Genomic DNA, 20,339 nt, shown 5'->3' with positions numbered 1-20,339 from the left:
CCTCGAACCGAGGGGAGAGGCAGTGACCTACGCCACCCTCACTTCGCCCGGTCGGCGTCGCGGGCGAGGGTGAACAGGCTGACCGTCGCCGCAACCGACAGCACCAGGGCCCACCCCAGTCGGGAGATGGCCAGCTGGGAGCAGGTCCCTTGGCCGAGCGAGGGGCGCTCCTGCCAGAAGGAGGCACCGATCACCGGCATGCACCCTGGAGACCTCGCCTCCTCTCCCCCCGCGATCATGAGAAGGAGGGCGGGATCCGTCACCAGCAGTGCGACGGCCAGGCCGTAACCCACCCACACGACCAGCCGCAACAGGGGATCGTCCTTGTGAGGCACCCTCTCCCCGTGCTCGGTCCCCTGCTCTCCCTCCTCCTTCTCGCTCTCCACGGCGACCGCTCCCGGGCCCACCGTTCTCTCCCGCTCCAGGGCCGTGGCCGTGACCCGGCTCCGATAGGCCGCGTAGACCATGGCAACGACGATCAGCGCGACGAAGACGAACAGAAAAACGGAAGCGGCGGTGTCCAAGGAAGACCTTCACAGGGGATGGAGGCGGGGGATCGGCCCCACGCCAACGCGGGAGGCCGACCGTGAGCCTACCCCGGGACACCGTCGGAGGGCGTCCGGGCGCTAGGCGGGGCGGTCGAGCTTCTGGCTGATGACCTGGGAGATCCCGTCACCCTGCATGGTGACGCCGTACAGGGCGTCCGCCGCCTCCATCGTGCGCTTCTGGTGGGTGATCACGATCAGCTGCGACGACTCCCGCAGCTCCTCGAAGATCACCAGCAGACGCTGGAGGTTGGTGTCGTCCAGGGCCGCCTCGACCTCGTCCATCACGTAGAAGGGCGACGGCCGGGCCTTGAAGATCGCCGCGAGGAAGGCCACGGCGGTCAGTGAGCGCTCACCGCCGGACAGCAGGGACAGCCGCTTGACCTTCTTGCCGGGCGGCCGGGCCTCGACCTCGATACCCGTGGTGAGCATGTCCTCGGGGGTGGTCAGCACCAAGCGGCCCTCACCCCCGGGGAACAGACGGCCGAAGATCGCCGCGAACTCCCGCTCCACGTCCAGGTAGGCCGAGGAGAACACCTCCTGCACCCGGGCGTCCACCTCCGCGACGATGTCCATCAGGTCCCGGCGGGTCTTCTTGAGGTCCTCCAGCTGGGCGTTGAGGAAGGCGTGCCGCTCCTCCAGAGCCGCGAACTCCTCCAGCGCCAGCGGGTTGATCTTCCCGAGCTGGTTGAGCTGGCGCTCGGCCACCTTGAGCCGCTTGGCCTGCACCTCGCGGACGTAGGGCAGCGGCACCGCCGTCTCGTCGGCGTCGGCCGCCGGGGGCACCGGCACGCGGGGACCGTACTCGGCGACGAGGGTGGGCACGTCCACGCCCAGCTCCTCCAGAGCCTTGGTCTCCAGCTGCTCCAGACGCATCCGGCGCTCGGCGCGGGCCACCTCGCCGCTGTGCGCGGAGCTGGTCAGCTTCTCCAACTCCACCGAGAGCTCACGGACCCGGGCACGTACGGTCTTCAGCTCTCCGTCGCGGGCCTCGCGCTCGGCCTCGGCGGCCACGCGCTCGGCCTCAGCGGCGGCCAGGGACACGGCGATGCGCTCCAGGGCCAGCCGGGCGCTCTCCAACACGGCCTGGGCGACGGTCGCCTGGGCGGCGCGGCTGCGGCGCCGTTCGGCCTCGCGCTCCACCGCCCTGCGCTCCTCGGCGGCCTGGGCCAGCAGGGCGTCGGCGCGGCCCGCGATGGAACGGGCCCGCTCCTCGGCGGTGCGCACGGCCAGCCGCCGCTCCATCTCGGTGGCGCGGGCACGTGAGGCCAGGGCGGAGAGTTCGTCGCGGTGGTCGGCGTCGGGCGCCTCCTCCTCGACGGCGGCGGCGATCTCCTCGGCCTCCGCGAGCTCCTCCTCCAGGCGCTCCAACTTCTGCGCGTCCTCGCCCCGCGACGCGGCGGCCTTGGCGGCGGCGGCCGCATAGCGCTCGGACTCGGCCTCGGCGGAACGGGCCTGACCACCGAGCTTGCCCAGCCTCTGCGCGGACTCGTTGCGCCGGCGGTCCCCCTGGCGGCGCCGCGCGGTGACCTCGTCGGCGGCCTCCGCGATCTCGGCGCGCTCGCGCTTCTTCTCGTCCAGCTCCACGGCGACGCGCTTGGCGGCCTCGGTCGCGGCCTCCAGGCGTTCGGCGGCCTCGTCCACCGCCGCCTGGACCTCCAGGAGGCTGGGCGCGGCGGCGGTCCCCCCGTGGACCATGGCGGTGGCGAACACGTCGCCGTCCGGGGTGACCGCCCGCACCTGCGGAAGGGCGGCGACCAGCTCGCGGGCGGCCGGGGCGTCGTCGGCCAGGGCCACCCGGTCCAGGAGGGCTGCTACCGCGTCGGACAGGTGCTCGGGAGCGTTGACGGCGTCCGCCGCGTAGCGGACGCCCCCGGGCAGGGAGGGCCAGCTGGCGCGGTCGGCGGAGGGGACGGCGCGGGCGACGACGATCCCGGCCCGGCCCGCGTCCTCGGACTTGAGGAGTTCCAGGGCGGCGGCGGCGCTGGCCTCGTCGCGGACGGCGACCGCCCCAGCGGCCACCCCGAAGGCGGCAGCGACTGCGGTCTCGTGGCCCGGGTCGACCTGGACGAGGGCGGCGAGGCTGCCGAGCATGCCGGGCAGCCCGGCCTCCAGGAGGGTTCCGGCGCCGTCCTTGTGCGCCAGGCCGAGTTCGAGGGCCTCCTTGCGGGCGGCGAGCGCGGCACGCTCCCCCTCGGCGGAGCGCTCGGTGTCACGGAGATGGTTGAGCTCGGCGTCCACGGCCGACAGTCGGCGGGCGAACCGCTCCTGGGTCTCGTCGAGTTCGGCGTCCCCCTCGTCCAGCCCGGCGGACTCCTCGGCGGCCATCTCGTACTCGGACTGGGCGGCGGCGGCCCGCTCGGCGGCCTGCTGGGCGGCCTCCTCCAGCCGGGTGATCTCGGCCTCGTGGGAGGTCAGGCGTCCGCGCAGTCCCTCCACGCGGGCGGCCAGCCGGACGATGCCCTCGCGCCGCTCGGCGGAGGCGCGGGAGGCGGCCTCCAGGCGGCGCTCCTCGCGGTGCAGGGCGTCCTCGGCGGCGGCGCGCTCGGTGACGCTGGTCTCCAGGACCTCGCGGGCCTCCTCCAGGCGGGTCTGGAGCTCCTCCTCCTGGGCGGCGGCCTCCTCGGCCTCCATCTCCAGTTCCTCGGGGTCGCGGCGCTGGACGACCTCGCCCTGGACGGCGACCAGGTTCTGGTGGCGTTCGGTGGCCAGCCCTCGGACGGCGTCGAGGCGTTCGGTCAGGCGGGACAGGGCGTGGTAGGTCTCGGTGGTCCGGGCCAGGGCGGGGGCGGCGGCGGTGGAGCGCTCCTCCAGCTCGGCCTCGCGCTCCTGGGCCTGGTTGAGGGCGGTCTCGGCGGCCCCGCGGCGGGTGCGGACCTCCTTCTCGTCCGCCTCCTCCTTGGACAGCTGCTCAGTGAGGGTGACGATGTCGTCCGCGAGCAGGCGCAGCCGGGCGTCGCGCAGGTCGGCCTGGATGACGGCGGCCCTGCGGGCGAGTTCGGCCTGGCGGCCCAGGGGCTTGAGCTGGCGGCGGAGCTCGGCCGTGAGGTCGGTGACGCGGTCCAGGTTGCCCTGCATCGCGTTGAGCTTGCGGATCGCCTTCTCTTTGCGCTTGCGGTGCTTGAGGATGCCCGCGGCCTCCTCGATGAGGGCGCGGCGTTCCTCGGGGCCGGCGTGCAGGACGGTGTCCAGCTGTCCCTGGCCGACGATGACGTGCATCTCGCGGCCGATGCCGGAGTCGCTGAGCAGGTCCTGGATGTCGAGCAGACGGCAGGTGTCTCCGTTGATCGCGTACTCCGAGCCGCCGTTGCGGAACATGGTCCGCTTGATGGTGACCTCGGTGTAGTCGATCGGCAGGGCGCCGTCGTTGTTGTCGATGGTGAGGCTGACCTCGGCGCGGCCCAGCGCCTGGCGGGTGGAGGTGCCCGCGAAGATCACGTCCTCCATCTTGCCGCCGCGCAGGGACTTGGCGCCCTGCTCGCCCATCACCCAGGACAGGGCGTCGACGACGTTGGACTTGCCGGACCCGTTGGGTCCCACCACACAGGTGATGCCGGGTTCGAAGCGCAAGGTGGTGGCCGACGCGAACGACTTGAAGCCGCGCAGCGTCAGATTCTTCAGGTACACCCGCGCCTCCCACGACGGTCACCGTTGTCGCCACGGGCGGTCGCCACGGGGCCGACCTCAAGGGTGCCATGAAGCAGGGCGCGAAGTGCGGCGTTGGGGCCACTCGGGGGCGATGAGCTGCGACACCGTGACGTTGCGGCGATGCCGACGCCCGAGGGGTGCCGGAGGCGGAGAGATCGCGCGAACACGGAGGGTTGCGTGCGATTCCGCCGGGTACAACGGTAAAGGAAACCGCAAGGGAAGGGAAAGCGAGCGGCGGTTTCGGGTTCCCGTCCGGCTCCGGTACGCAGGCGGTACGGGCCGATCGGGTGTCGAGTCCGAGTGTCGAGTCCTCGACTGTTCGGTGGAGATCCGGCCAGGGACGCCAGGAAGTGGCTTCGGCGTCCCCGTCAGTGGATCATCCTCCGTGTGTCGCCTCCAGGCCGTCGCGGACGGCCCTCACGACGTCACGGTGTCAGGCGAGCGCGGGCTCGCGGTCGGTCGCGCTGGCGGCGACGTCGGTGACGGCCATGCTGAGCTGGTCGTTCTTCGCCTGAAGACGGCTGATCTCGTCCTCGAGGTCGCGTACCCGCTTCTGAAGCCGTCGCATCTCCGAGACCATACGAGGGTCGGAGCCGCCGACGTGGCCAAACAGAGCCTTCGCCATGATGTGGGTCCTCCACACTGAGTGACCAGTTGGGATGCGCGCATACGTGTCCCCGTGTGTACTCTTCGACCCGGGTTACTCAGGGCCGACGCCACGGTCGGAAGTTGCGCGGTGTGCCTTCCAGAGTCTCACTCCGCGCGCCGCTGGTCAAGATTGGATTACAACAGTCCGTAACGACCACACCCCGGGCCGAAACCACCCGGGCACGTGGCACCGCACGGTCAGAACGTGATCCACCCCCCGGCGGTGACGCCGGTAGCGCGGCCCTCGAACGGCTCGCGCGGTGATCGCCCGTGGCTCCCGGCGCCCGTCTGTCGCCCGGTCGCGCCGCCCCACGGTCAATGTTCCTACCGCGTTACCGTTCCAGCATACTCACCGCTCGACGAAACCGTCGAAGGAACCCCCGGGCGGAGCCCAGCGTTCGACCACGGAGTCCACTCTTCCGGGGGTTTCGCCGCTTCTCAGGTGTCCCAGCAGCCTCTCACAGCTCTCCCGTGACCCCTCCGCGACGACCTCCACCCGGCCGTCGTCCAGGTTGGTGGCGGCACCGGTGAGCCCGAGTTCCAGCCCCCGAGCCCGCGTCCACCAGCGGAAACCCACGCCCTGGACCCGCCCCCGCACCCAGGCGGTCAGTCGGATCGGCTCTCCCTCTTGCCCCACGGCCCCGAACTCTCCCTTACCTCACGGAGACACTTTGCTCACCGACACGCCACGTGAGACCACAGACGTATCAAAAAAGGGACGAAATATTACGTTCCGCTCCCCCGGACGGCGACGAACGCGGCTCAGGAGCGGGCGGCGCGCGGCGCCCGCTGACAGCTCGGGCAGCTGAACGAGGAGCGGTTCATGAAGGCCTCACGCACGATCAGGGTGCCGCAGCGGCCGCACGGCCGGTCCCGCCGCCCGTAGGCGTTGAGCCCCCGCTCGAAGTACCCGCTCTCACCGTTGACGTTCACGTACAGCCCGTCGAACGTGGTGCCGCCGACCGCCAGGGCCTCGGTCATCACGTCGGTGACGTGTCCGAGCAGCTCCAGGGCCTGGGCGTTGGAGAGCCCCCGCGTGGAACGGGCCCAGTGCAGCCGGGCCCGCCACAGCGCCTCGTCGGCGTAGATGTTGCCCACACCGCTGATCAGTGACTGGTCCAGCAGTGCCCGCTTCACCTCCGTCCGCTTGGCCCGCAGCGCCCTGACGAACGCCTCGGGGACGAACGCGGCGTCCAGCGGATCCAGGGCGATGTGGTCCACCGACGACGGCACCTCGGCGCGCTCGCCCTCACGGTCCAGCAGCAGGTGCCCGAAGGTGCGCTGGTCGACGAAGCGCAGTTCGTTCCCGTCGTCCAGCGGAATCCGCACCCGCAGGTGCCGCTCGTCCGGCTTGCCCTGCGGCTGCACCAGCATCTGCCCGCTCATGCCCAAGTGGGCCAGGAGCATGTCGCCGCTGTCCAGCACCAGCCACATGTACTTTCCGCGACGGCGCACCGCCGTGGGGGTCTGCCCGCCGAGCCGCGCCGCGAAGTCGGCGGGGCCGGGCACGTGACGGCGGACCGAGCGCGTGTGCAGCACCTCGACGGCGCCGATCCGGCGCCCCACGGCGTGCTCGGCCAGACCGCGCCGGACCACCTCGACCTCGGGGAGTTCGGGCACGCCTCAGCCCCGCCCGCTACCGCTGGAGCCGTCCCTGGCCTGCTCGGCGGCGCGGTCCGCACGGGCCCGGATGGCCTTCCACGCGGACTCGGCGGCCTGCTGCTCGGCCTCCTTCTTGCTGCGCCCCTCGCCCAGGCCGTAGCTCTCGCCCGCGACCCGCACGGTGGCGCGGAAGGTCTTCTGGTGGTCGGGGCCGCTCTCGTCCACGTGGTACTCGGGCACACCCAGCATCTCGGCGGCGGTGAGCTCCTGGAGCGAGGTCTTCCAGTCCAGTCCGGCGCCCAGCCCGGAGGCGGTGGCGATCAGCGGGTCGAAGAGGCGGTGCACGAACTCCGAGGCGGTGTCCAGGCCGCGGTCCAGGTAGACCGCGCCGATGATGGCCTCCAGGGTGTCCGCGAGGATCGACGACTTGTCGCGCCCCCCGGTGCCCTCCTCGCCCCGGCCCAGCCGGATGTACTCACCGATGCCCAGACCGCGCGCGACGTCCGCCAGGGCCCGCATGTTGACGACGGCGGCGCGCAGCTTGGCCAGCTGGCCCTCGGGCAGGTCCGGGTGCTTGCGGAAGAGGGTGTCGGTGACCACGAGGCCGAGCACGGAGTCCCCCAGGAACTCCAGGCGCTCGTTGGTGGGCAGACCACCCTTCTCGTACGCGTAGGAGCGGTGGGTCAGTGCCCGGAGCAGGATCTTCGGGTCCACCTCCACCCCGATCGCACGGTGGAACGACCTGGCCTCGGAGACGGAGAGTTGACTTGCCACGCGAGTTCGCTTCCCTGTTGGGCGCGCCGGGCGGCGGCGCGCGGAGGTGGAGGTGTCCCCCGAGCCGTCCAGGACGCTCGAAAACGAGGTGATCGTCGCGGGAGGTCACTCCCCCGGCGGCCACCACGATCTCGGGAGCCCCTGTGGGACCGGGATCACCGGTGTCGGACACCACGGATCATGGTGTTCCCACGGTCCGTCGGTTTCACTCTACAAAGCCCTGGGGACGGTGGCCCCCGGGACGGCCGTTCCCGGACAGCACTTCGGGGCGGATCCCTCAGAGGGTTCCGCCCCGATGATGTCCGGGAGTACGGGATCGGGCAGCTGCCCGAAGCCTGGCACGTCCGGGTTAGGCCGGGTTGGTGACCTGGCGGTTGTTGTAGGTGCCGCAGGTCGGGCACGCGATGTGGGGCTGCTTCGGGTCACGGCAGCGCGGGCAGTTGACCAGCACCGGGCGCGACGCCTTCCACTGGGAACGGCGGGTCCGGGTGTTGCTCCGCGACATCTTCCGCTTCGGGACGGCCACTTCAATCCTCCTGGGTCACCCCCGCGGTCGCGGGAGGTCGCTTATCTGGTCACCCCGCGCGCTGTGGCGGGGAGGGTGTGCTCCGGTCGTCGGCGGTTCCCCGTGGGGGCCGCGCGCGATCGGTTCACTGACTCACTGCTGGTCGGGCTTCTCCGCGATGTCGCGAAGTGCTTCCCAACGCGGGTCGACACCGTCGCCGTGACCGTGGTCCGGCCCGGCGTCGGCGAGCTTGACACCGCACTCGGCGCACAGGCCGGGGCAGTCCGGGCCGCACAGCGGTGAGAGTGGGAGCGCGAGCACGACGGCGTCTCGGATCACTGGTTCGAGGTCGAGCAGATCGCCCTCTAGATAGTAGTCCTCATCATCGCCGTCCGCGTCCTCGTCACTGGGGACGCTCACTTCGTCGTCGCCGGTGTACCGGTACATCTCCTGGAAGCCCGCCTCCAGCTCCTCGGAGAGGGGGTCGAGGCAGCGGGAGCACTCCGCCGTGAGGTGACCGCTGACGGTCCCGGTGACGAGGACGCCCTCCATCACCGCCTCCAGGCGCAGGTCCAGCTCGATCTCCTGGCCCTTGGGCACGCTGGCCATCGCCGTCTCGAACGCGTCGGGGACGGTCACGATTCGGTTGACGGTACGCATCGACCCCGGCTGGCGGCCCAGCTGGCGGGTGTCGACCACGTACGGGTCGCGGGCATCTAGACGAGACAGGGTGATCGCGCTTTCAGGAGAGTTCCGGGTGCCGGGCACACGGCCGCCGACATGGTGCTGATTCGGGCTGTCGCGGTGGTGCTGACCGGCCTGAGCGCACGCCGAGGACCGGCGACGCCCATGGTCGAACCCAGATTCTACCTACCATGTCCCCGACCACCCAAATCAGCCCCCCGAAGCCACCCCCGCGGGGGTCATCCCTGGGCGCGTTCGGCGTACTTCTCCCTGAGGCGCTCCTGGACGTGGGGCGTGACCAGACTGGAGACGTCGCCCCGGTGCTGGGCGATCTCGCGGACCAGGCTGGACGACAGGAACGAGTACTGCGGGTTGGCCGTCATGAAGACGGTCTCCACGCCGGAGAGCCGGTAGTTCATCTGCGCGATCTGGAGTTCGTAGTCGAAGTCACTGACCGAACGGAGGCTGCGCACGATGGTCTCGATGCCGTTGTCGCGGCAGAAGTCGACGAGGAGCCCGTCGAACTCGCTGACCCGGACGTTGTCGAACTCGGCGGTGCCCTCGGTGAGCATGTCGAGCTTCTCGGGGACGGTGAAGAGCCCCCGCTTGTTGACGTTGTTGAGCACGGCGGCGATGACCTCGTCGTACTGCTTGGCGGCTCGCCCGATGATGTCGATGTGTCCGTAGGTGACCGGGTCGAAGGAGCCCGGACAGACGACTCGGCGCACGGTGGATCGCCCCTCTCAGGTACTACTCACGGGTACAGCGATCGTAGGGGCTCACTCCCGTCCCATTTCGGGCAACTCCCACTTAGCGGTCCCCCGTGTCCGCTTTCACACCCGGCGCGGCCACGGTGAGGGCCGACGCCACCGGGTCGTCTGAACCTTCCCCCGCGTGACGCCGGAAAACGTGGCGTATGCCCGATATCTACTCGGTGGTGCGGGCGTACCAGAGGATCGCCTCGCCGTACTTGCGGCTGCGGTCCAGCTCGATCCCCCCTGGCCAGGCCGGTTCGGCACCGCGCTTGGACCGCTCCACCACGAGCATCGCGGACGGGGCCAGCCACCCGTGCTCCACCAGGGCCGACAGCACCGAGGCGACCTCGTCGTCGGTGACCGCGTAGGGCGGGTCGGCCACCACGAGGTCGTAGGGGGCGCCGAGGTTGCCGCGCGCCAGCACCCGCTCGACCCGGTCGGCGGCGAGTTCCGCCCCGGGGAGCCGCAGTGTGGCGATGTTCTCCCTCACCACCCGGGCCGCCTTGTGGTCGGCCTCCACCAGCAGGGCGTGCGCGGCACCGCGGGAGAGGGCTTCCAGGCCGATCGCCCCGGACCCCGCGTAGAGGTCCATCACCCGGAGCCCGTCGAGGGAGCCGAGGTCGGACTGGACGGAGGAGAACAGCGCCTCGCGGGCCCTGTCACTGGTGGGTCGGGTGGTGCGGCCGTCGGGGGCGGAGATGCGCCGTCCGCCCGCCGCCCCGGCGATGATGCGGGTCATGGCCCCCACGGTAGTGCGCCCCGGGGCACGCCGAGGCGGGCGGAGGCGGAGGCTCCCCCGACATCGAGTCAACACCGGGGCGGGCAGGCACGCCAGTGGTGGCCTCCCCGCCTGTGGACAAACACGTTCCGCAGTCCTGTGGACGACCGGGGACCACCGACCTCCTGTGGAAACCGGACCCGCTCTGGGGACGGCCGGTATCCGCAGCAGAACCGCGCCGGGAGACCCCGCCTGCGCACCGAGCCCGGGGACCGGGGCCCGTCGTCGGTGGACGCGGGCCGCCACGGCTCAGGTCTTGTCCAGGTACTCCGCGCGTTCCTCGGGAAGCAGGGCCGCCAGGGCGTCGGCCAACGGCCGGTGGCCGGTCAGGCCCGGATCCTCGGCCACCAGGCGGGTGGCCTCCTCGCGGGCCTCCCCGATCAGCTCCTCGTCCTTGACCAGTGTGAGCATGCGCAGGCTCGAACGCGCCCCGGACTGGGCGTCTCCGAGCACGTCGCCCTCCCGGCGCATCTCCAGGTCGGCGCGGGACAGCTCGAACCCGTCCGTGGTCGAGGCGACGGCGGCCAGTCGTTCACGCGCGGGGCTGCCCTCCTCCGCCTCGGTGACCAGCAGGCACAGCCCGGGCAGCTGGCCACGGCCGACCCGGCCGCGCAGCTGGTGCAGCTGTGAGATCCCGAACCGGTCGGCGTCCATGATCGCCATGACCGTGGCGTTGGGCACGTCCACGCCCACCTCGATGACGGTGGTGGACACGACCACGTCGGTCTGGCCGGAGGTCAGGCGGCGCATCACCGCCTCCTTGTCGTCCGGGGCCATCCGCCCGTGCAGCGCCTCCACCCGCACGTCCGCCAGCGGCCCCTCCCGGAGGCGGGCGAGCACGTCCAGCACCGCCAGCGGGGGCCGGGCGCCCGGGGGCGCGTCCCCGGGCGGGGTCTCGACCTCGTCACCGGTCTCCCCGCCGGGTCCGTCGCCGATCCGGGGGCAGACCACGAAGGCCTGGCGCCCCTGGCCCACCTCCTCGCGGACGCGTTCCCAGGCGCGGGTGAGGAAGTGCGGCTTCTCGTGGGCGGGGACCACGTGGGTGGAGATCGGCGCGCGTCCCCGGGGCAGCTGGGTGAGTGCCACCACGTCCAGGTCGCCGTAGACCGTCATCGCGACGGTCCTCGGGATGGGCGTGGCGGTCATCACCAGCACGTGCGGGCGACCGTCCGTGGCCTTCTCACGCAGGGCGTCGCGCTGCTCCACTCCGAAGCGGTGCTGCTCGTCCACGACCACCAGGCCGAGGTCGGCGAAGGAGACGTGCTCCTGGAGCAGGGCGTGGGTGCCGACGACGATCCCCGCCTGGCCCGAGGCCGCCTCCAGCAGGGCCTCGCGCCGGGCGGCGGTGTTCATGGACCCGGTGAGAAGGGCGACGCGGGTCGCGGTGTCGGCGCCGTCGATCTGCCCGGCCCGGCCGAGCGCCCCGAGCATGGCGCTGATGGAGCGGTGGTGCTGCTGGGCCAGGACCTCGGTGGGGGCCAGCATGACCGCCTGGCCGCCCGAGTCCACCACCCGCAGCATCGCGCGCAGCGCCACCAGGGTCTTGCCCGCGCCGACGTCACCCTGGAGGAGGCAGTGCATGGGATGGGTGGCGTTCAACCGTTCGGCCAGCCGTGCACCGACCTCCTCCTGGCCCTCGGTCAGCGTGAACGGGAGCTGGGCGTCGAAGGCGTCGAGGATCCCGCCGTCGGTGCCGGGCCGGGGCCGGGCGGGCAGCTCCTCGGCCTGCTGGCGCCGCTGGGCGAGGGCCAGCTGGAGCACGAAGGCCTCGTCCCACTTCAGGCGGCGCCGGGCGGTCCCGACCTCGGCCCACTCGGCGGGCCGGTGGATCTGGACGAGCGCCCGGTGGACGCCGAGGAGCCCCTTGCGGTCGCGCAGTTCGGGCGGGAGGGGGTCGGGGATGTCCACGGCGTAGTCGAGGGCGACCCCGACCGACCGGGCGATGGTGGCGGAGTCCAGCCCCTTGACCGCCGGGTAGACGGGGATGAGCTCGTTGGCGTACGCCCGCGCGGCCTCGCCTTCCAGGCCCTCGTCGTCCAGGAGCACGTACTCCGGGTGGTCGAGCTGGCGTCGGCCCTTGAAGGTGGAGACCCGGCCGGAGAACATGGCCAGCCGCCCGGGCACCAGGGTGTTCTGGTGGTGGGACCCCCGGTTGAAGAAGGTCAGGTGCAGACGGCCGGTGCCGTCGGTGACGGTGGCCTCCATCATGTCCATGCGGCGGCGGCCCTGGCGGGCGGGGATGGTGCGCCGCCGGGCGTCCAGGACCTTGGCCTGCACGGTGACGTCCTCGCCCTCGCGCAGGAGCGCGAGGTCGGTGAGTTCGCCCCGGCGGTCGTACCTGCGCGGGTAGTAGCGCAGCAGGTCACCGAGGGTGTGGAGGTCGAGTTTGTCGGCGAGTGCCTTCGCCGTCCTGCCGCCGAGCGGTCCTTTGCGCAGCGGCTCGTCCCAGGTGCTCACTGTGGTTCCCGTCCTGGCCTCGTGGGGTCGCCCGTCACTGTCACCGTAGACCTCCGGTGTGACGACCGGGGTCAAGCCAAGCTTGACGTCCGCCCGTCCCAACCGGGGTATACTCGTCAGAGTTCATCGCGTTTTCGCCATGCCCGCGTGGCTGATCTCGATGCTCCGGTGGGTGTGTGAGGCCTCGGCCGCGCCGTTCCCCGCCGTTGCGCGTACGGACGCCCGCCAGTGGTCTGATTTCACCTTCGGGCATGTCCTTCGTGTACTCTTCCCCGGTTGGCGTCCTCGCCAGCCTGCCCACCCGGCCTCCTCTGGCCGGATGACCTCTCGCGTGCGGCGACGTGCGCGATCCCGAGCACTTGAATGGAGTTACCGTGGCTTCCGTCTGCGACGTCTGCGGCAAGGGACCAGGGTTCGGTAACAGTGTTTCCCACTCGCACCGTCGCACCCGCCGCCGCTGGAACCCCAACATCCAGACCGTTCGCACCCGCGTGGGCGGCACGCCCAAGCGTGTGAACGCGTGCACCTCGTGCATCAAGGCTGGCAAGGTGACCCGCTAGGGTCCCTCCCACCCGTAGTTCTCGAAGGGCCCTCCGACTCCGGTCGGGGGGCCTTCGTGCTGTCCGGAACCGGTGCCCGGGTGAAGCGCGTGACGCGAGCGGCGATCGGAGCCAGCGGAGCTACAGGTCACACACGTGGCCGTTGAGGGAGCACCGCACGGGGCTCTGGGAGGCACCGATCGCGTCGAAGGTCAGCGTGGCCGACTCCCCAGGCTCCAGGTGTCCCTCGGTCCCGGACTGGCGGGCCAGGATGCCGTCCTCCAACGGCTCCCAGTCCGCGTCGTGGACCTCGGTGACGTCGGCGCTCTCGAAGGCCAGGGCCAGCTCCCACGCGTCGAGCCGGCTCCGCGAGGTGTTGGTGACGGTCACCCGGCCGGTGAAGCCGACCGCCGTCGCCTCCAGCACCCGGTACGAGACGGCCGTGGGGTCCGACCCGGCCTGGGTCTGTGGTCCGGTGCTCCCCTCCCCGGACGAGGCACCGCCCCGGTCCGGGCGCGGGGAGGCGTCCTGGGTGGGGTCGGCCCCCCCGTCCTGCGGGCCGGGGGCCTCCGTCGCACCGGGCGGGCCGCCGAACTGAAGGTAGATCTGTGTGGTGCTGTAGCCGAACAGGAGCAGCCCGAGGATCACCCCGGAGACGACGAGGACGTTGAGCAGCCTCGGCGGTTCGACCCGTTTGGGCACCGTGCTCTCCAGGAGTCCGCCGAACCGCCGCAGCGCCCCGGCGTTCTCCGGTTCGCTGCGGTGGGCTCCACGACGATGGCCGTGCCGCCTAGCCATGCCGCCCCATGTGCCGCCCTCCGACGTCGTTCCGCTCGCCCTGCTCACCCCGGGCCGACGGCCACGCGGACCAGGGTCCTCACCTCGGTGGATCGCCGCGGGTTCGGGCCCCGCGAGGCCGGACCACTGTCCGTAGGCCAACGCTGACCGCGATGGCAAAGCCTAGCGCCCCAGCCAAACAGGACAAATCCAAACGGGCTCAGTCCCGTCGGAAATGATCCCACCCACCGCGCTCGACCACGTTTCCGTCCACCGTGACGGAGGGCCGTCCGCCCTCCTCAGGTGCCTCGCCCACGGTCCCCACGCGGTGCCAGTGCTCCGGGAGCACGACCTCCGGGGGGAAGACCGCCGCGAGCGCGTGGTCCTCGCCGCCGGCCACCATCAGGCGACGGGCGGCTTCCTCAGCCTTCCCCGCAGAAGCCCCGAGTACACGGACGGCTTCGAGGAGTGCGGATTCGGGCCGCAACCCCTCCGACTCCAGGCGGACGCTGACGCCACTGGCCCGGCAGACGTGTCCGAGGTCCTGGACGAGACCGTCGCTCACGTCGAGCATGGCGGTCGCGCCGAGCCGGGACGCCTCGGGACCCGCGAGATAGGGCGGGCTCGGCCTGCGGTGCTCGGACAGGCACGCCGCCGGTCCGTCGACGCCCCGCTCCAGGAGGGCCAGCCCGGCGGCGGACAGGCCGAGGTGACCGGTGTAGGCGACCACGTCCCCGGGGCGGGCGCCGTCACGGCGGACCGGGGCGCGCCCCTCCAGGTCGCCCAGGGCGGTGACGGCGATGGTCAGGGTGTCCGATCCCACCGTGTCGCCGCCCACCACCGCTCCCCCGGCCCTGGCGCACTCGTCGCGCACGCCGAGGGTGAACTCCTCGGCCCAGGCCAGGGGGAGTTCCGGGGGCGCGGCGAAGCCGATGAGCAGCCCCGTGGGGCGCGCTCCCATGGCCGCGACGTCGGCGTAGTTCTGCGCCACGGCGCGGTGCCCGACGTCGCGGGCGGTGGACCAGTCCCGCCGGAAGTGGCGGCCCTCGACGAGGAGGTCCGTGGTCGCGACCGTGCGCCCGTCGGGCGCGGCCACGACCGCGGCGTCGTCGCCGGGTCCGAGGATTACGTCGTCCGTCCTGGGGAATTGGCTCGTCACGCGCTTGATCAGAGCGAACTCACCAAGACCCCCAATGGTGCTCAACACACAGATCAGGGTACGGTGACGCTCCGGCGCAGAGGTCTAGACCCCGTGGTCAGGCCCCACGTTCGTGATCCGTTCGTCATCGGCTGTGCCCTCCGGCCGGGGCCACGTCCGCTCGCCACCCCACAGGCCCGGCACGAAGGAGAAGTCAACATGGTGCAGGCATACATCCTGATCCAGACCGAGGTGGGCCAGTCCGCCGAGGTCGCGGAGCGCGTGCGCGGGATCGCGGGGGTCGACCAGGCGAACGATGTCACCGGTCCCTACGATGTGATCGTGCAGGCGCGGGCGGAGGACATGGACGCCCTGGGCTCCCTCGTCGTCGCCCGGATTCAGCGTCTGGACGGCATCGCCCGTACCCTTACCTGTCCCATCGTCAACATCTGAGGTCGACCGAGTCGACGGAGCGAGGTTGCCCGTGCACAAGCGCTACTTCGGAGCGGCCCTCGCCGTCGTCCTGGTGACGGCCGGTTGCGGCGGCCAGACCGTGCAGATGCAGCCCCCCGAGACGGACGGTCAGACCGCGGAGGCATGTGGCGCGCTGGTCGCGGACCTCCCGGAGACGCTGCTCGGCGCCGACCGCGCGACCGTTCAGCCCGAGTCGGAGATCATGGCCGCCTGGGGCGACCCGCCCATCGGACTGCGCTGCGGTGTGCCCCGGCCCGCCTCCCTGGAGATGGACTCGATCCTGGAGGAGGTCAACGGTGTGGCGTGGCTGCCCCAGCCCGAGGACGCCCCCACCGTGTACACGGCGGTCGAGCGCGAGGCCTACGTCGAGCTGACGGTTCCGCCCTCCTACGGCGCACCCGCCCCCGCGCTCAGCGAACTGAGCGACCTGATCTCCGAGCACCTGGAAGAGCGCGCCGACAGCGGTCAGTGACCGCTTCGGGGCGGCGCCCACCCCCCGACACACGTGTGGGGCCGCAGGCGGGAGGATCGCCTGCGGCCCCACGTTCGCGTTCCGGGGGTGTCTCCGGGCTCTCGGCCCTACTCCGTGTCCTCTTCGGGAGCGGCGCTGGGCTCGTCGGTGGTCTCGGAGTCGGTGTCCTCGTTGTCGGCGTCGGAGCCGGACTCGTCGCTGTCCGCGCCTTCCAGGGACTCGGCGTCCGGGCCGTCCTCCGCGATCTCGGCCTCGATCTCGGCGGCGGTGAACGAGATGGAGCCGGAGCAGGCGGCGCCGGGCTCGGGGACGTCCTGGCCGCGCTCGTAGTACTGGACGTAGCGGGCGAGGTCCTCGTCGTCCGCGCTGTCGGCGGTGATCTGGCGGCCCCAGCTGGAGGCGACGATCGGCGCGTCCATCTCACCCTCGTAGGGGCTGATGACCAGGTAGTCGCCGGGGTTGTAGAAACCCTGGAGCGCCTCGATCTGGTCCTCCGCGATGTCCGGTTCGTAGGTGATCCAGACCGCGCCGTGCTCCAGGGAGTGGACGGCGAACTCCGGCATCAGCGGCTCGGTGTACACGCCGCAGTTCTGCCACCTGTTCCAGTGCTGGCCGCCGACCGGCGGGGACTGCGCGTAGTCCACGCGCTGGCCGTCCGGAACGTGGTTGTACTCGTCGATGGCGTACTCCTGCACGCCGGAGATGTTGCGGGAGCGGAACTCCATGAAGACCGCGGTTCCCAGGAGGCCCAGGACCGCCGCGGAGGCTACGCTGATCCCTGCGATCTTGAGGATCTTGGCGCGGCGTTCCTTCTTGCGCTGCTCTTCCCGCAGGGCGGCGGCGCGAGCGCGACGCTCCTCCGCCTTCGTCTTCTTGGCCACTGGTTCTCCTGGGCTGGATGTGGTCGAAAGGGACTTTCCTATCCTCTACTTTGGCATCAGAGTGGTGCGATTTGACCAGGGTGGTTCAGATGGGGCATGTGACCGGGGCGGCGTCCGACGACACCGACCGTGCCGACGAGGAGTCGTACGAGGACGGAACGGCCGAGTCCGACGCGAACCCGGAGGACGAGGGCGACACCTCCGCTCCCTCCTCGCCCGGACGTTCGGTTCCGCTCTGGATGACCGTGACGTTGGTCGCCCTCGCCCTGGTCGGGGGGCTGCTCCTGGGCCGCCCGTCGTACCCGCTGGACACCAGCGCCGACGCCGGTTTCCTGCGTGACATGAGCACCCACCACGCCCAGGCCGTGGACATGGCGCTGCTCGTCATGGACAGGACCGACGACGTCGAGGTGCACACGATCGCCACGGACATGGCGCGGACCCAGCAGGCGCAGATCGGGATGATGCAGGGGTGGCTGAGCTCGTGGGGTCTGACCGCCCGCGCCTCCGAGCCCCCGATGACCTGGATGGCCGCCCACGACCACGGCGGCGGTGAGGGCGTGGTGCCCGAGACCATGCCGGGCTGGGCCACCGAGGAGGAGATGGTGCGGCTCACCGACGCCGAGGGCGAGGAGGCCGAGGTCCTCTTCCTGGAGCTGATGATCGCCCACCACCTCGGCGGGATCGACATGGCCGAGGCCGAGGTGGAGCTCGGCAACGAGGACCTGGTCACGACCTTCGCCCAGGGCATGGTCGACGCGCAGCAGTCCGAGGTGGACAACATGGAGCGGCTGCTGGAGCTGCGCCGGTAACGTCCCGCCGCCGCGCGGGAGCCCTGCCTCGGGAGGACGACGGGCGGGCGAGGAGACACGGTGTCACGGCGCGTCCCCGGAGACGGGGGCGCGCCGTCGTGCTGTCCCGGGGCGTTCCCGTCGTCCGAGGCGTTGGCTGTGCCACCGGGGTCCTCACCGGTCGCGCGGGGACGTTCCCGGCTCCCGCCCGACCGCCCCCTCCCCGACGTGTCCGGTCTCTCAGGGGGGTGCCCCCACATACGACAAGCCGTAGCACTACAGTTCGTAGTACTACCGGCAGTCGGTAATTGAGAGGGCGGGCATGGAAGCACTAGACCTGGCGAGGTGGCAGTTCGGCGTCACCACGATCTACCACTTCCTCTTCGTCCCCCTGACGATCGGGCTGTCGTTCATCGTGGCCGTGCTCCAGACCTTCTGGTACCGCACCGGACGACACGAGTACCTCCAGGCCACCCAGTTCTTCGGCAAGCTGTTCCTGATCAACTTCGCCATGGGCGTGGTCACCGGGATCGTGCAGGAGTTCCAGTTCGGCATGAACTGGAGCGAGTACTCGCGCTTCGTCGGGGACGTCTTCGGGGCGCCCCTCGCGATGGAGGCCCTTCTCGCCTTCTTCCTGGAGTCCACGTTCATCGGGCTGTGGATCTTCGGGTGGCACCGCCTGCCGCGCGGCGTCCACCTGGCCTGCATCTGGGTGGTCGCGGTCGGCACCAACCTGTCGGCGTACTTCATCCTGGCCGCCAACGCCTGGATGCGCCGCCCGGTCGGCTACGAGGTCAACCCGGAGAACGGCCGCGCCGAACTCAACGACATCTGGGCCGTGCTCAGCAACGACCAGGCCTGGTCCACGTACCTGCACACCGTCTCGGCCGCCTTCGTCACCGCCGGACTCTTCGTGGTCGCGGTCAGCGCCTTCAAGCTGTGGCGCAACACCCGGCACGACGACACCGGCGAGGTCGGCGTCACCCCGCCCAAGCGGGACCTCGCGCTCTTCCGCTCCACCCTGAAGGTCGGCCTGGTCTTCACTCTGCTGGCCGGGGCGCTCACGTTCGTCTCGGGCGACCACCAGGCCAAGCTCGCCGCCGAGTACGAACCCATGAAGCTCGCCGCCGCCGAAGCCCTGTGGGAGACGGAGGAGGGCGCGCCCTTCTCCACCTTCGCGGTCGGCGACACCGAAGCCCGGTACAACCCGATCGACGTCGGCGTCCCCAACATCCTGAGCTTCCTGGCCACCGGGCACTTCGACGGCGAGGTGCACGGGATGAACAACCTCCAGGAGGCCTACGAGGAGTACTACGGGCCGGGGGACTACATCCCCAACGTGTTCGTCGTGTACTGGGCCTTCCGCCTGATGATGGGCTTCGGGATCTTCGGGGTGGCCGTGGCCGCCCTGGGGCTGTGGCTCACCCGGGGACGGACGCGCCTGCCGAGGAGCCGGTGGTTCTACTACGCCGCGATCGCCGCGCTGCCCTCCGCCCTGCTCGCCAACATCTTCGGGTGGGTGCTCACCGAGATGGGACGCCAGCCCTGGACCGTCCACGGCGAACTGCTCACCGCGAACAGCGTCTCCCCCGGGGTCAGCCTCGGGACGGTCGCCATGAGCCTGGGCATCTTCACCGCCGTGTACGGGCTGCTGTTCGTCATCGAGGTCGGCCTGCTGTGGAAGTACGTCAAGAAGGGCCCCTCGCACCTCGTCCCGGATCTGGAGAACGACGAGGACGAGTCCCAGATCCCCCACTTCAGCTACTAGGAGCCAACGACCATGGAACTGGCCGTCATCTGGTTCGTCGCCATCGCGGTCCTGTGGATCGGGTACTTCGTCCTGGAGGGATTCGACTTCGGGGTGGGCACCCTGCTGCCCTTCATGGGCAGGCGCAACTCCGTGGACCGACGGGTCACCATCAACTCCATCGGCCCGGTCTGGGACGCCAACGAGGTGTGGCTGCTCACGGCGGGCGGCGCCATGTTCGCCGCCTTCCCCGCCTGGTACGCGTCCCTGTTCAGCGGGTTCTACGTGCCGCTGTTCCTCATCCTCATCGCGCTCATCCTGCGCGGCGTGGCCTTCGAGTACCGGGGCAAGCGCGACGACCCCCGCTGGCAGGACTGGTGGGACCGGGCGATCTTCTTCGGCAGCTCCGTCCCCGCCTTCCTGTGGGGCGTCGCCTTCGCCAACATCGTCCGGGGCGTGGCGATGGACTCCGACCACATCGTGACCGCGTCCCTGCTGGACCTGCTCAACCCGTACGCCCTGCTCGGCGGGGTGACGACGCTGTCGCTGTTCACCCTGCACGGCGCCGTCTTCCTGACCCTCAAGACCGACGGGCCGGTCCGGGTCCGCGCCCGCCGGGCCACGCTGGTGGCCGCCTGCGTCGCGGTCCCCGCGGGCGCCGGGTTCCTGCTCTGGACCCAGTTCGCCCACGGCAAGCCGTGGACACTGCCGCTCGTGCTGATCGCAGCCCTGGCGCTGGTGGCCGGTGTGGTCGCCTCCTGGTACCGGCGCGAGGGATGGTCGTTCGTGGCCACGGCGGTGACCATCCTGGCCGCCGTGACCGCGCTGTTCGGGGCGCTGTTCCCCGACGTGCTCCCGTCCACCACCGACGCGGCCTTCAGCCTCACCGTCGAGAACGCCTCCTCCGCCGACTACACGCTCACCGTGATGTCGTGGGTGGCGCTGGTGTTCCTGCCGCTGGTGATCGGCTACCAGTCCTGGAGCTACTGGGTCTTCCGCAAGCGGGTCACCCGCGAACAGGTCAGCCTGTCCGCCCACGCCCCCGCCGCCCACGCCGCCACATCCGGTACCACCGGTGGAGGCGGACCGGACCAGGCCTCCTGACCGGGGCCGGTCCCGTGTCG

The 20,339-nt window shown here is 71.1% G+C and carries 20 protein-coding genes; 6 read left to right on the top strand and 14 right to left on the bottom strand.

Annotated elements, in window-relative coordinates; genetic code table 11:
• Window positions 1–38: 38 nt before the first annotated feature.
• The 11 genes from ACRWK8_RS15930 to recG form a co-directional block, all read right to left on the bottom strand.
• Entirely contained in the window at window positions 39–524 is a 486-nt protein-coding gene (locus tag ACRWK8_RS15930; protein ID WP_431871180.1) for a hypothetical protein, read from the bottom strand.
• Window positions 525–626: 102 nt separating this feature from the next.
• Window positions 627–4,172, bottom strand: a complete 3,546-nt coding sequence (gene smc / locus ACRWK8_RS15925; protein WP_431871178.1) for a chromosome segregation protein SMC — start codon at window positions 4,170–4,172, stop codon at window positions 627–629.
• A 454-nt stretch (window positions 4,173–4,626) separates the two neighbouring features.
• Window positions 4,627–4,818 carry a hypothetical protein gene (locus ACRWK8_RS15920; RefSeq protein WP_017545948.1) on the bottom strand — a complete coding sequence of 64 codons (192 nt, stop codon included), beginning with the start codon at window positions 4,816–4,818 and terminating at the stop codon, window positions 4,627–4,629.
• Window positions 4,819–5,190: 372 nt separating this feature from the next.
• Window positions 5,191–5,478 (bottom strand): acylphosphatase, encoded by a 288-nt coding sequence (locus ACRWK8_RS15915; protein ID WP_017545947.1) that lies wholly within the window; start codon window positions 5,476–5,478, stop codon window positions 5,191–5,193.
• A 125-nt stretch (window positions 5,479–5,603) separates the two neighbouring features.
• The gene (gene mutM / locus ACRWK8_RS15910; protein WP_378740913.1) at window positions 5,604–6,461 is read right to left on the bottom strand and encodes a bifunctional DNA-formamidopyrimidine glycosylase/DNA-(apurinic or apyrimidinic site) lyase; all 858 of its coding nucleotides are present in this window, start codon (window positions 6,459–6,461) and stop codon (window positions 5,604–5,606) included.
• A gap of 3 nt (window positions 6,462–6,464) precedes the next feature.
• Window positions 6,465–7,217 (bottom strand): ribonuclease III, encoded by a 753-nt coding sequence (rnc, locus tag ACRWK8_RS15905; RefSeq protein WP_378740915.1) that lies wholly within the window; start codon window positions 7,215–7,217, stop codon window positions 6,465–6,467.
• Between the two features lie 349 nt (window positions 7,218–7,566).
• Window positions 7,567–7,743, bottom strand: a complete 177-nt coding sequence (gene rpmF, locus ACRWK8_RS15900) for a 50S ribosomal protein L32 (protein WP_013151268.1) — start codon at window positions 7,741–7,743, stop codon at window positions 7,567–7,569.
• A 132-nt stretch (window positions 7,744–7,875) separates the two neighbouring features.
• Window positions 7,876–8,421, bottom strand: coding sequence for a YceD family protein (locus ACRWK8_RS15895; protein ID WP_378740917.1), 546 nt, complete (start codon window positions 8,419–8,421; stop codon window positions 7,876–7,878).
• Window positions 8,422–8,645: 224 nt separating this feature from the next.
• On the bottom strand, window positions 8,646–9,134 hold the full coding sequence (gene coaD, locus ACRWK8_RS15890; RefSeq protein WP_378740919.1) for a pantetheine-phosphate adenylyltransferase: 489 nt from the start codon (window positions 9,132–9,134) through the stop codon (window positions 8,646–8,648).
• Between the two features lie 199 nt (window positions 9,135–9,333).
• A complete protein-coding gene (gene rsmD, locus ACRWK8_RS15885) occupies window positions 9,334–9,900 on the bottom strand; it encodes a 16S rRNA (guanine(966)-N(2))-methyltransferase RsmD (protein WP_431871174.1) in 567 nt (188 codons plus the stop codon).
• A gap of 288 nt (window positions 9,901–10,188) precedes the next feature.
• A complete protein-coding gene (gene recG / locus ACRWK8_RS15880; protein WP_431871173.1) occupies window positions 10,189–12,396 on the bottom strand; it encodes an ATP-dependent DNA helicase RecG in 2,208 nt (735 codons plus the stop codon).
• A 374-nt stretch (window positions 12,397–12,770) separates the two neighbouring features.
• Between recG and rpmB the strand changes: the two genes are divergently transcribed.
• Window positions 12,771–12,956 (top strand): 50S ribosomal protein L28, encoded by a 186-nt coding sequence (gene rpmB / locus ACRWK8_RS15875; RefSeq protein WP_013151263.1) that lies wholly within the window; start codon window positions 12,771–12,773, stop codon window positions 12,954–12,956.
• 120 nt (window positions 12,957–13,076) lie between these two features.
• Here the strand turns inward: rpmB and ACRWK8_RS15870 are convergent, their stop codons facing one another.
• Window positions 13,077–13,733 carry a cellulose binding domain-containing protein gene (locus ACRWK8_RS15870; RefSeq protein ID WP_378740925.1) on the bottom strand — a complete coding sequence of 219 codons (657 nt, stop codon included), beginning with the start codon at window positions 13,731–13,733 and terminating at the stop codon, window positions 13,077–13,079.
• Between the two features lie 199 nt (window positions 13,734–13,932).
• Window positions 13,933–14,919, bottom strand: a complete 987-nt coding sequence (locus tag ACRWK8_RS15865; RefSeq protein ID WP_378740927.1) for a thiamine-phosphate kinase — start codon at window positions 14,917–14,919, stop codon at window positions 13,933–13,935.
• Window positions 14,920–15,069: 150 nt separating this feature from the next.
• Between ACRWK8_RS15865 and ACRWK8_RS15860 the strand changes: the two genes are divergently transcribed.
• Both ACRWK8_RS15860 and ACRWK8_RS15855 read left to right on the top strand, forming a co-directional pair.
• A complete protein-coding gene (locus ACRWK8_RS15860; RefSeq protein ID WP_378740929.1) occupies window positions 15,070–15,303 on the top strand; it encodes an Lrp/AsnC family transcriptional regulator in 234 nt (77 codons plus the stop codon).
• A gap of 31 nt (window positions 15,304–15,334) precedes the next feature.
• Window positions 15,335–15,796: a DUF3515 domain-containing protein gene (locus ACRWK8_RS15855; protein ID WP_431871210.1), complete on the top strand. Its 462-nt coding sequence runs from the start codon at window positions 15,335–15,337 to the stop codon at window positions 15,794–15,796.
• A 107-nt stretch (window positions 15,797–15,903) separates the two neighbouring features.
• On the opposite strand, the gene ACRWK8_RS15850 is transcribed toward ACRWK8_RS15855, so the two are convergent.
• On the bottom strand, window positions 15,904–16,677 hold the full coding sequence (locus ACRWK8_RS15850; RefSeq protein ID WP_378740931.1) for a thioredoxin-like domain-containing protein: 774 nt from the start codon (window positions 16,675–16,677) through the stop codon (window positions 15,904–15,906).
• Between the two features lie 89 nt (window positions 16,678–16,766).
• On the opposite strand from ACRWK8_RS15850, the gene ACRWK8_RS15845 reads away from it, so the two are divergent.
• The 3 genes from ACRWK8_RS15845 to cydB all read left to right on the top strand — a co-directional run bounded on the left by ACRWK8_RS15845 (window position 16,767) and on the right by cydB (window position 20,319).
• The gene (locus ACRWK8_RS15845; protein ID WP_378740933.1) at window positions 16,767–17,489 is read left to right on the top strand and encodes a DUF305 domain-containing protein; all 723 of its coding nucleotides are present in this window, start codon (window positions 16,767–16,769) and stop codon (window positions 17,487–17,489) included.
• Window positions 17,490–17,790: 301 nt separating this feature from the next.
• Window positions 17,791–19,236 (top strand): cytochrome ubiquinol oxidase subunit I, encoded by a 1,446-nt coding sequence (locus ACRWK8_RS15840; protein ID WP_378740935.1) that lies wholly within the window; start codon window positions 17,791–17,793, stop codon window positions 19,234–19,236.
• Window positions 19,237–19,248: 12 nt separating this feature from the next.
• Complete coding sequence (gene cydB / locus ACRWK8_RS15835) at window positions 19,249–20,319, top strand: cytochrome d ubiquinol oxidase subunit II (protein ID WP_431871168.1); 1,071 nt, start codon at window positions 19,249–19,251, stop codon at window positions 20,317–20,319.
• Window positions 20,320–20,339 lie beyond the last annotated feature (20 nt).

Origin of the sequence: Nocardiopsis eucommiae (assembly GCF_965344335.1) — a bacterium.
GTDB classification, from domain to species: domain Bacteria; phylum Actinomycetota; class Actinomycetes; order Streptosporangiales; family Streptosporangiaceae; genus Nocardiopsis; species Nocardiopsis eucommiae.
Note: the sequence above shows the minus strand (reverse complement) of the source record. Positions and strands in the feature narration are given on the sequence as shown.

What these genes read in the sequence shown, in the direction of transcription:
- cydB (WP_431871168.1), top strand. Translation starts at nt 19,249, where the DNA reads ATGGAACTGGCCGTCATCTGGTTCGTCGCCATCGCGGTCCTGTGGATC.
- ACRWK8_RS15840 (WP_378740935.1), top strand. Translation starts at nt 17,791, where the DNA reads ATGGAAGCACTAGACCTGGCGAGGTGGCAGTTCGGCGTCACCACGATC.
- ACRWK8_RS15860 (WP_378740929.1), top strand. Translation starts at nt 15,070, where the DNA reads ATGGTGCAGGCATACATCCTGATCCAGACCGAGGTGGGCCAGTCCGCC.
- rsmD (WP_431871174.1), bottom strand. Translation starts at nt 9,900, where the DNA reads ATGACCCGCATCATCGCCGGGGCGGCGGGCGGACGGCGCATCTCCGCC.
- ACRWK8_RS15870 (WP_378740925.1), bottom strand. Translation starts at nt 13,733, where the DNA reads ATGGCTAGGCGGCACGGCCATCGTCGTGGAGCCCACCGCAGCGAACCG.
- ACRWK8_RS15845 (WP_378740933.1), top strand. Translation starts at nt 16,767, where the DNA reads ATGGGGCATGTGACCGGGGCGGCGTCCGACGACACCGACCGTGCCGAC.
- ACRWK8_RS15920 (WP_017545948.1), bottom strand. Translation starts at nt 4,818, where the DNA reads ATGGCGAAGGCTCTGTTTGGCCACGTCGGCGGCTCCGACCCTCGTATG.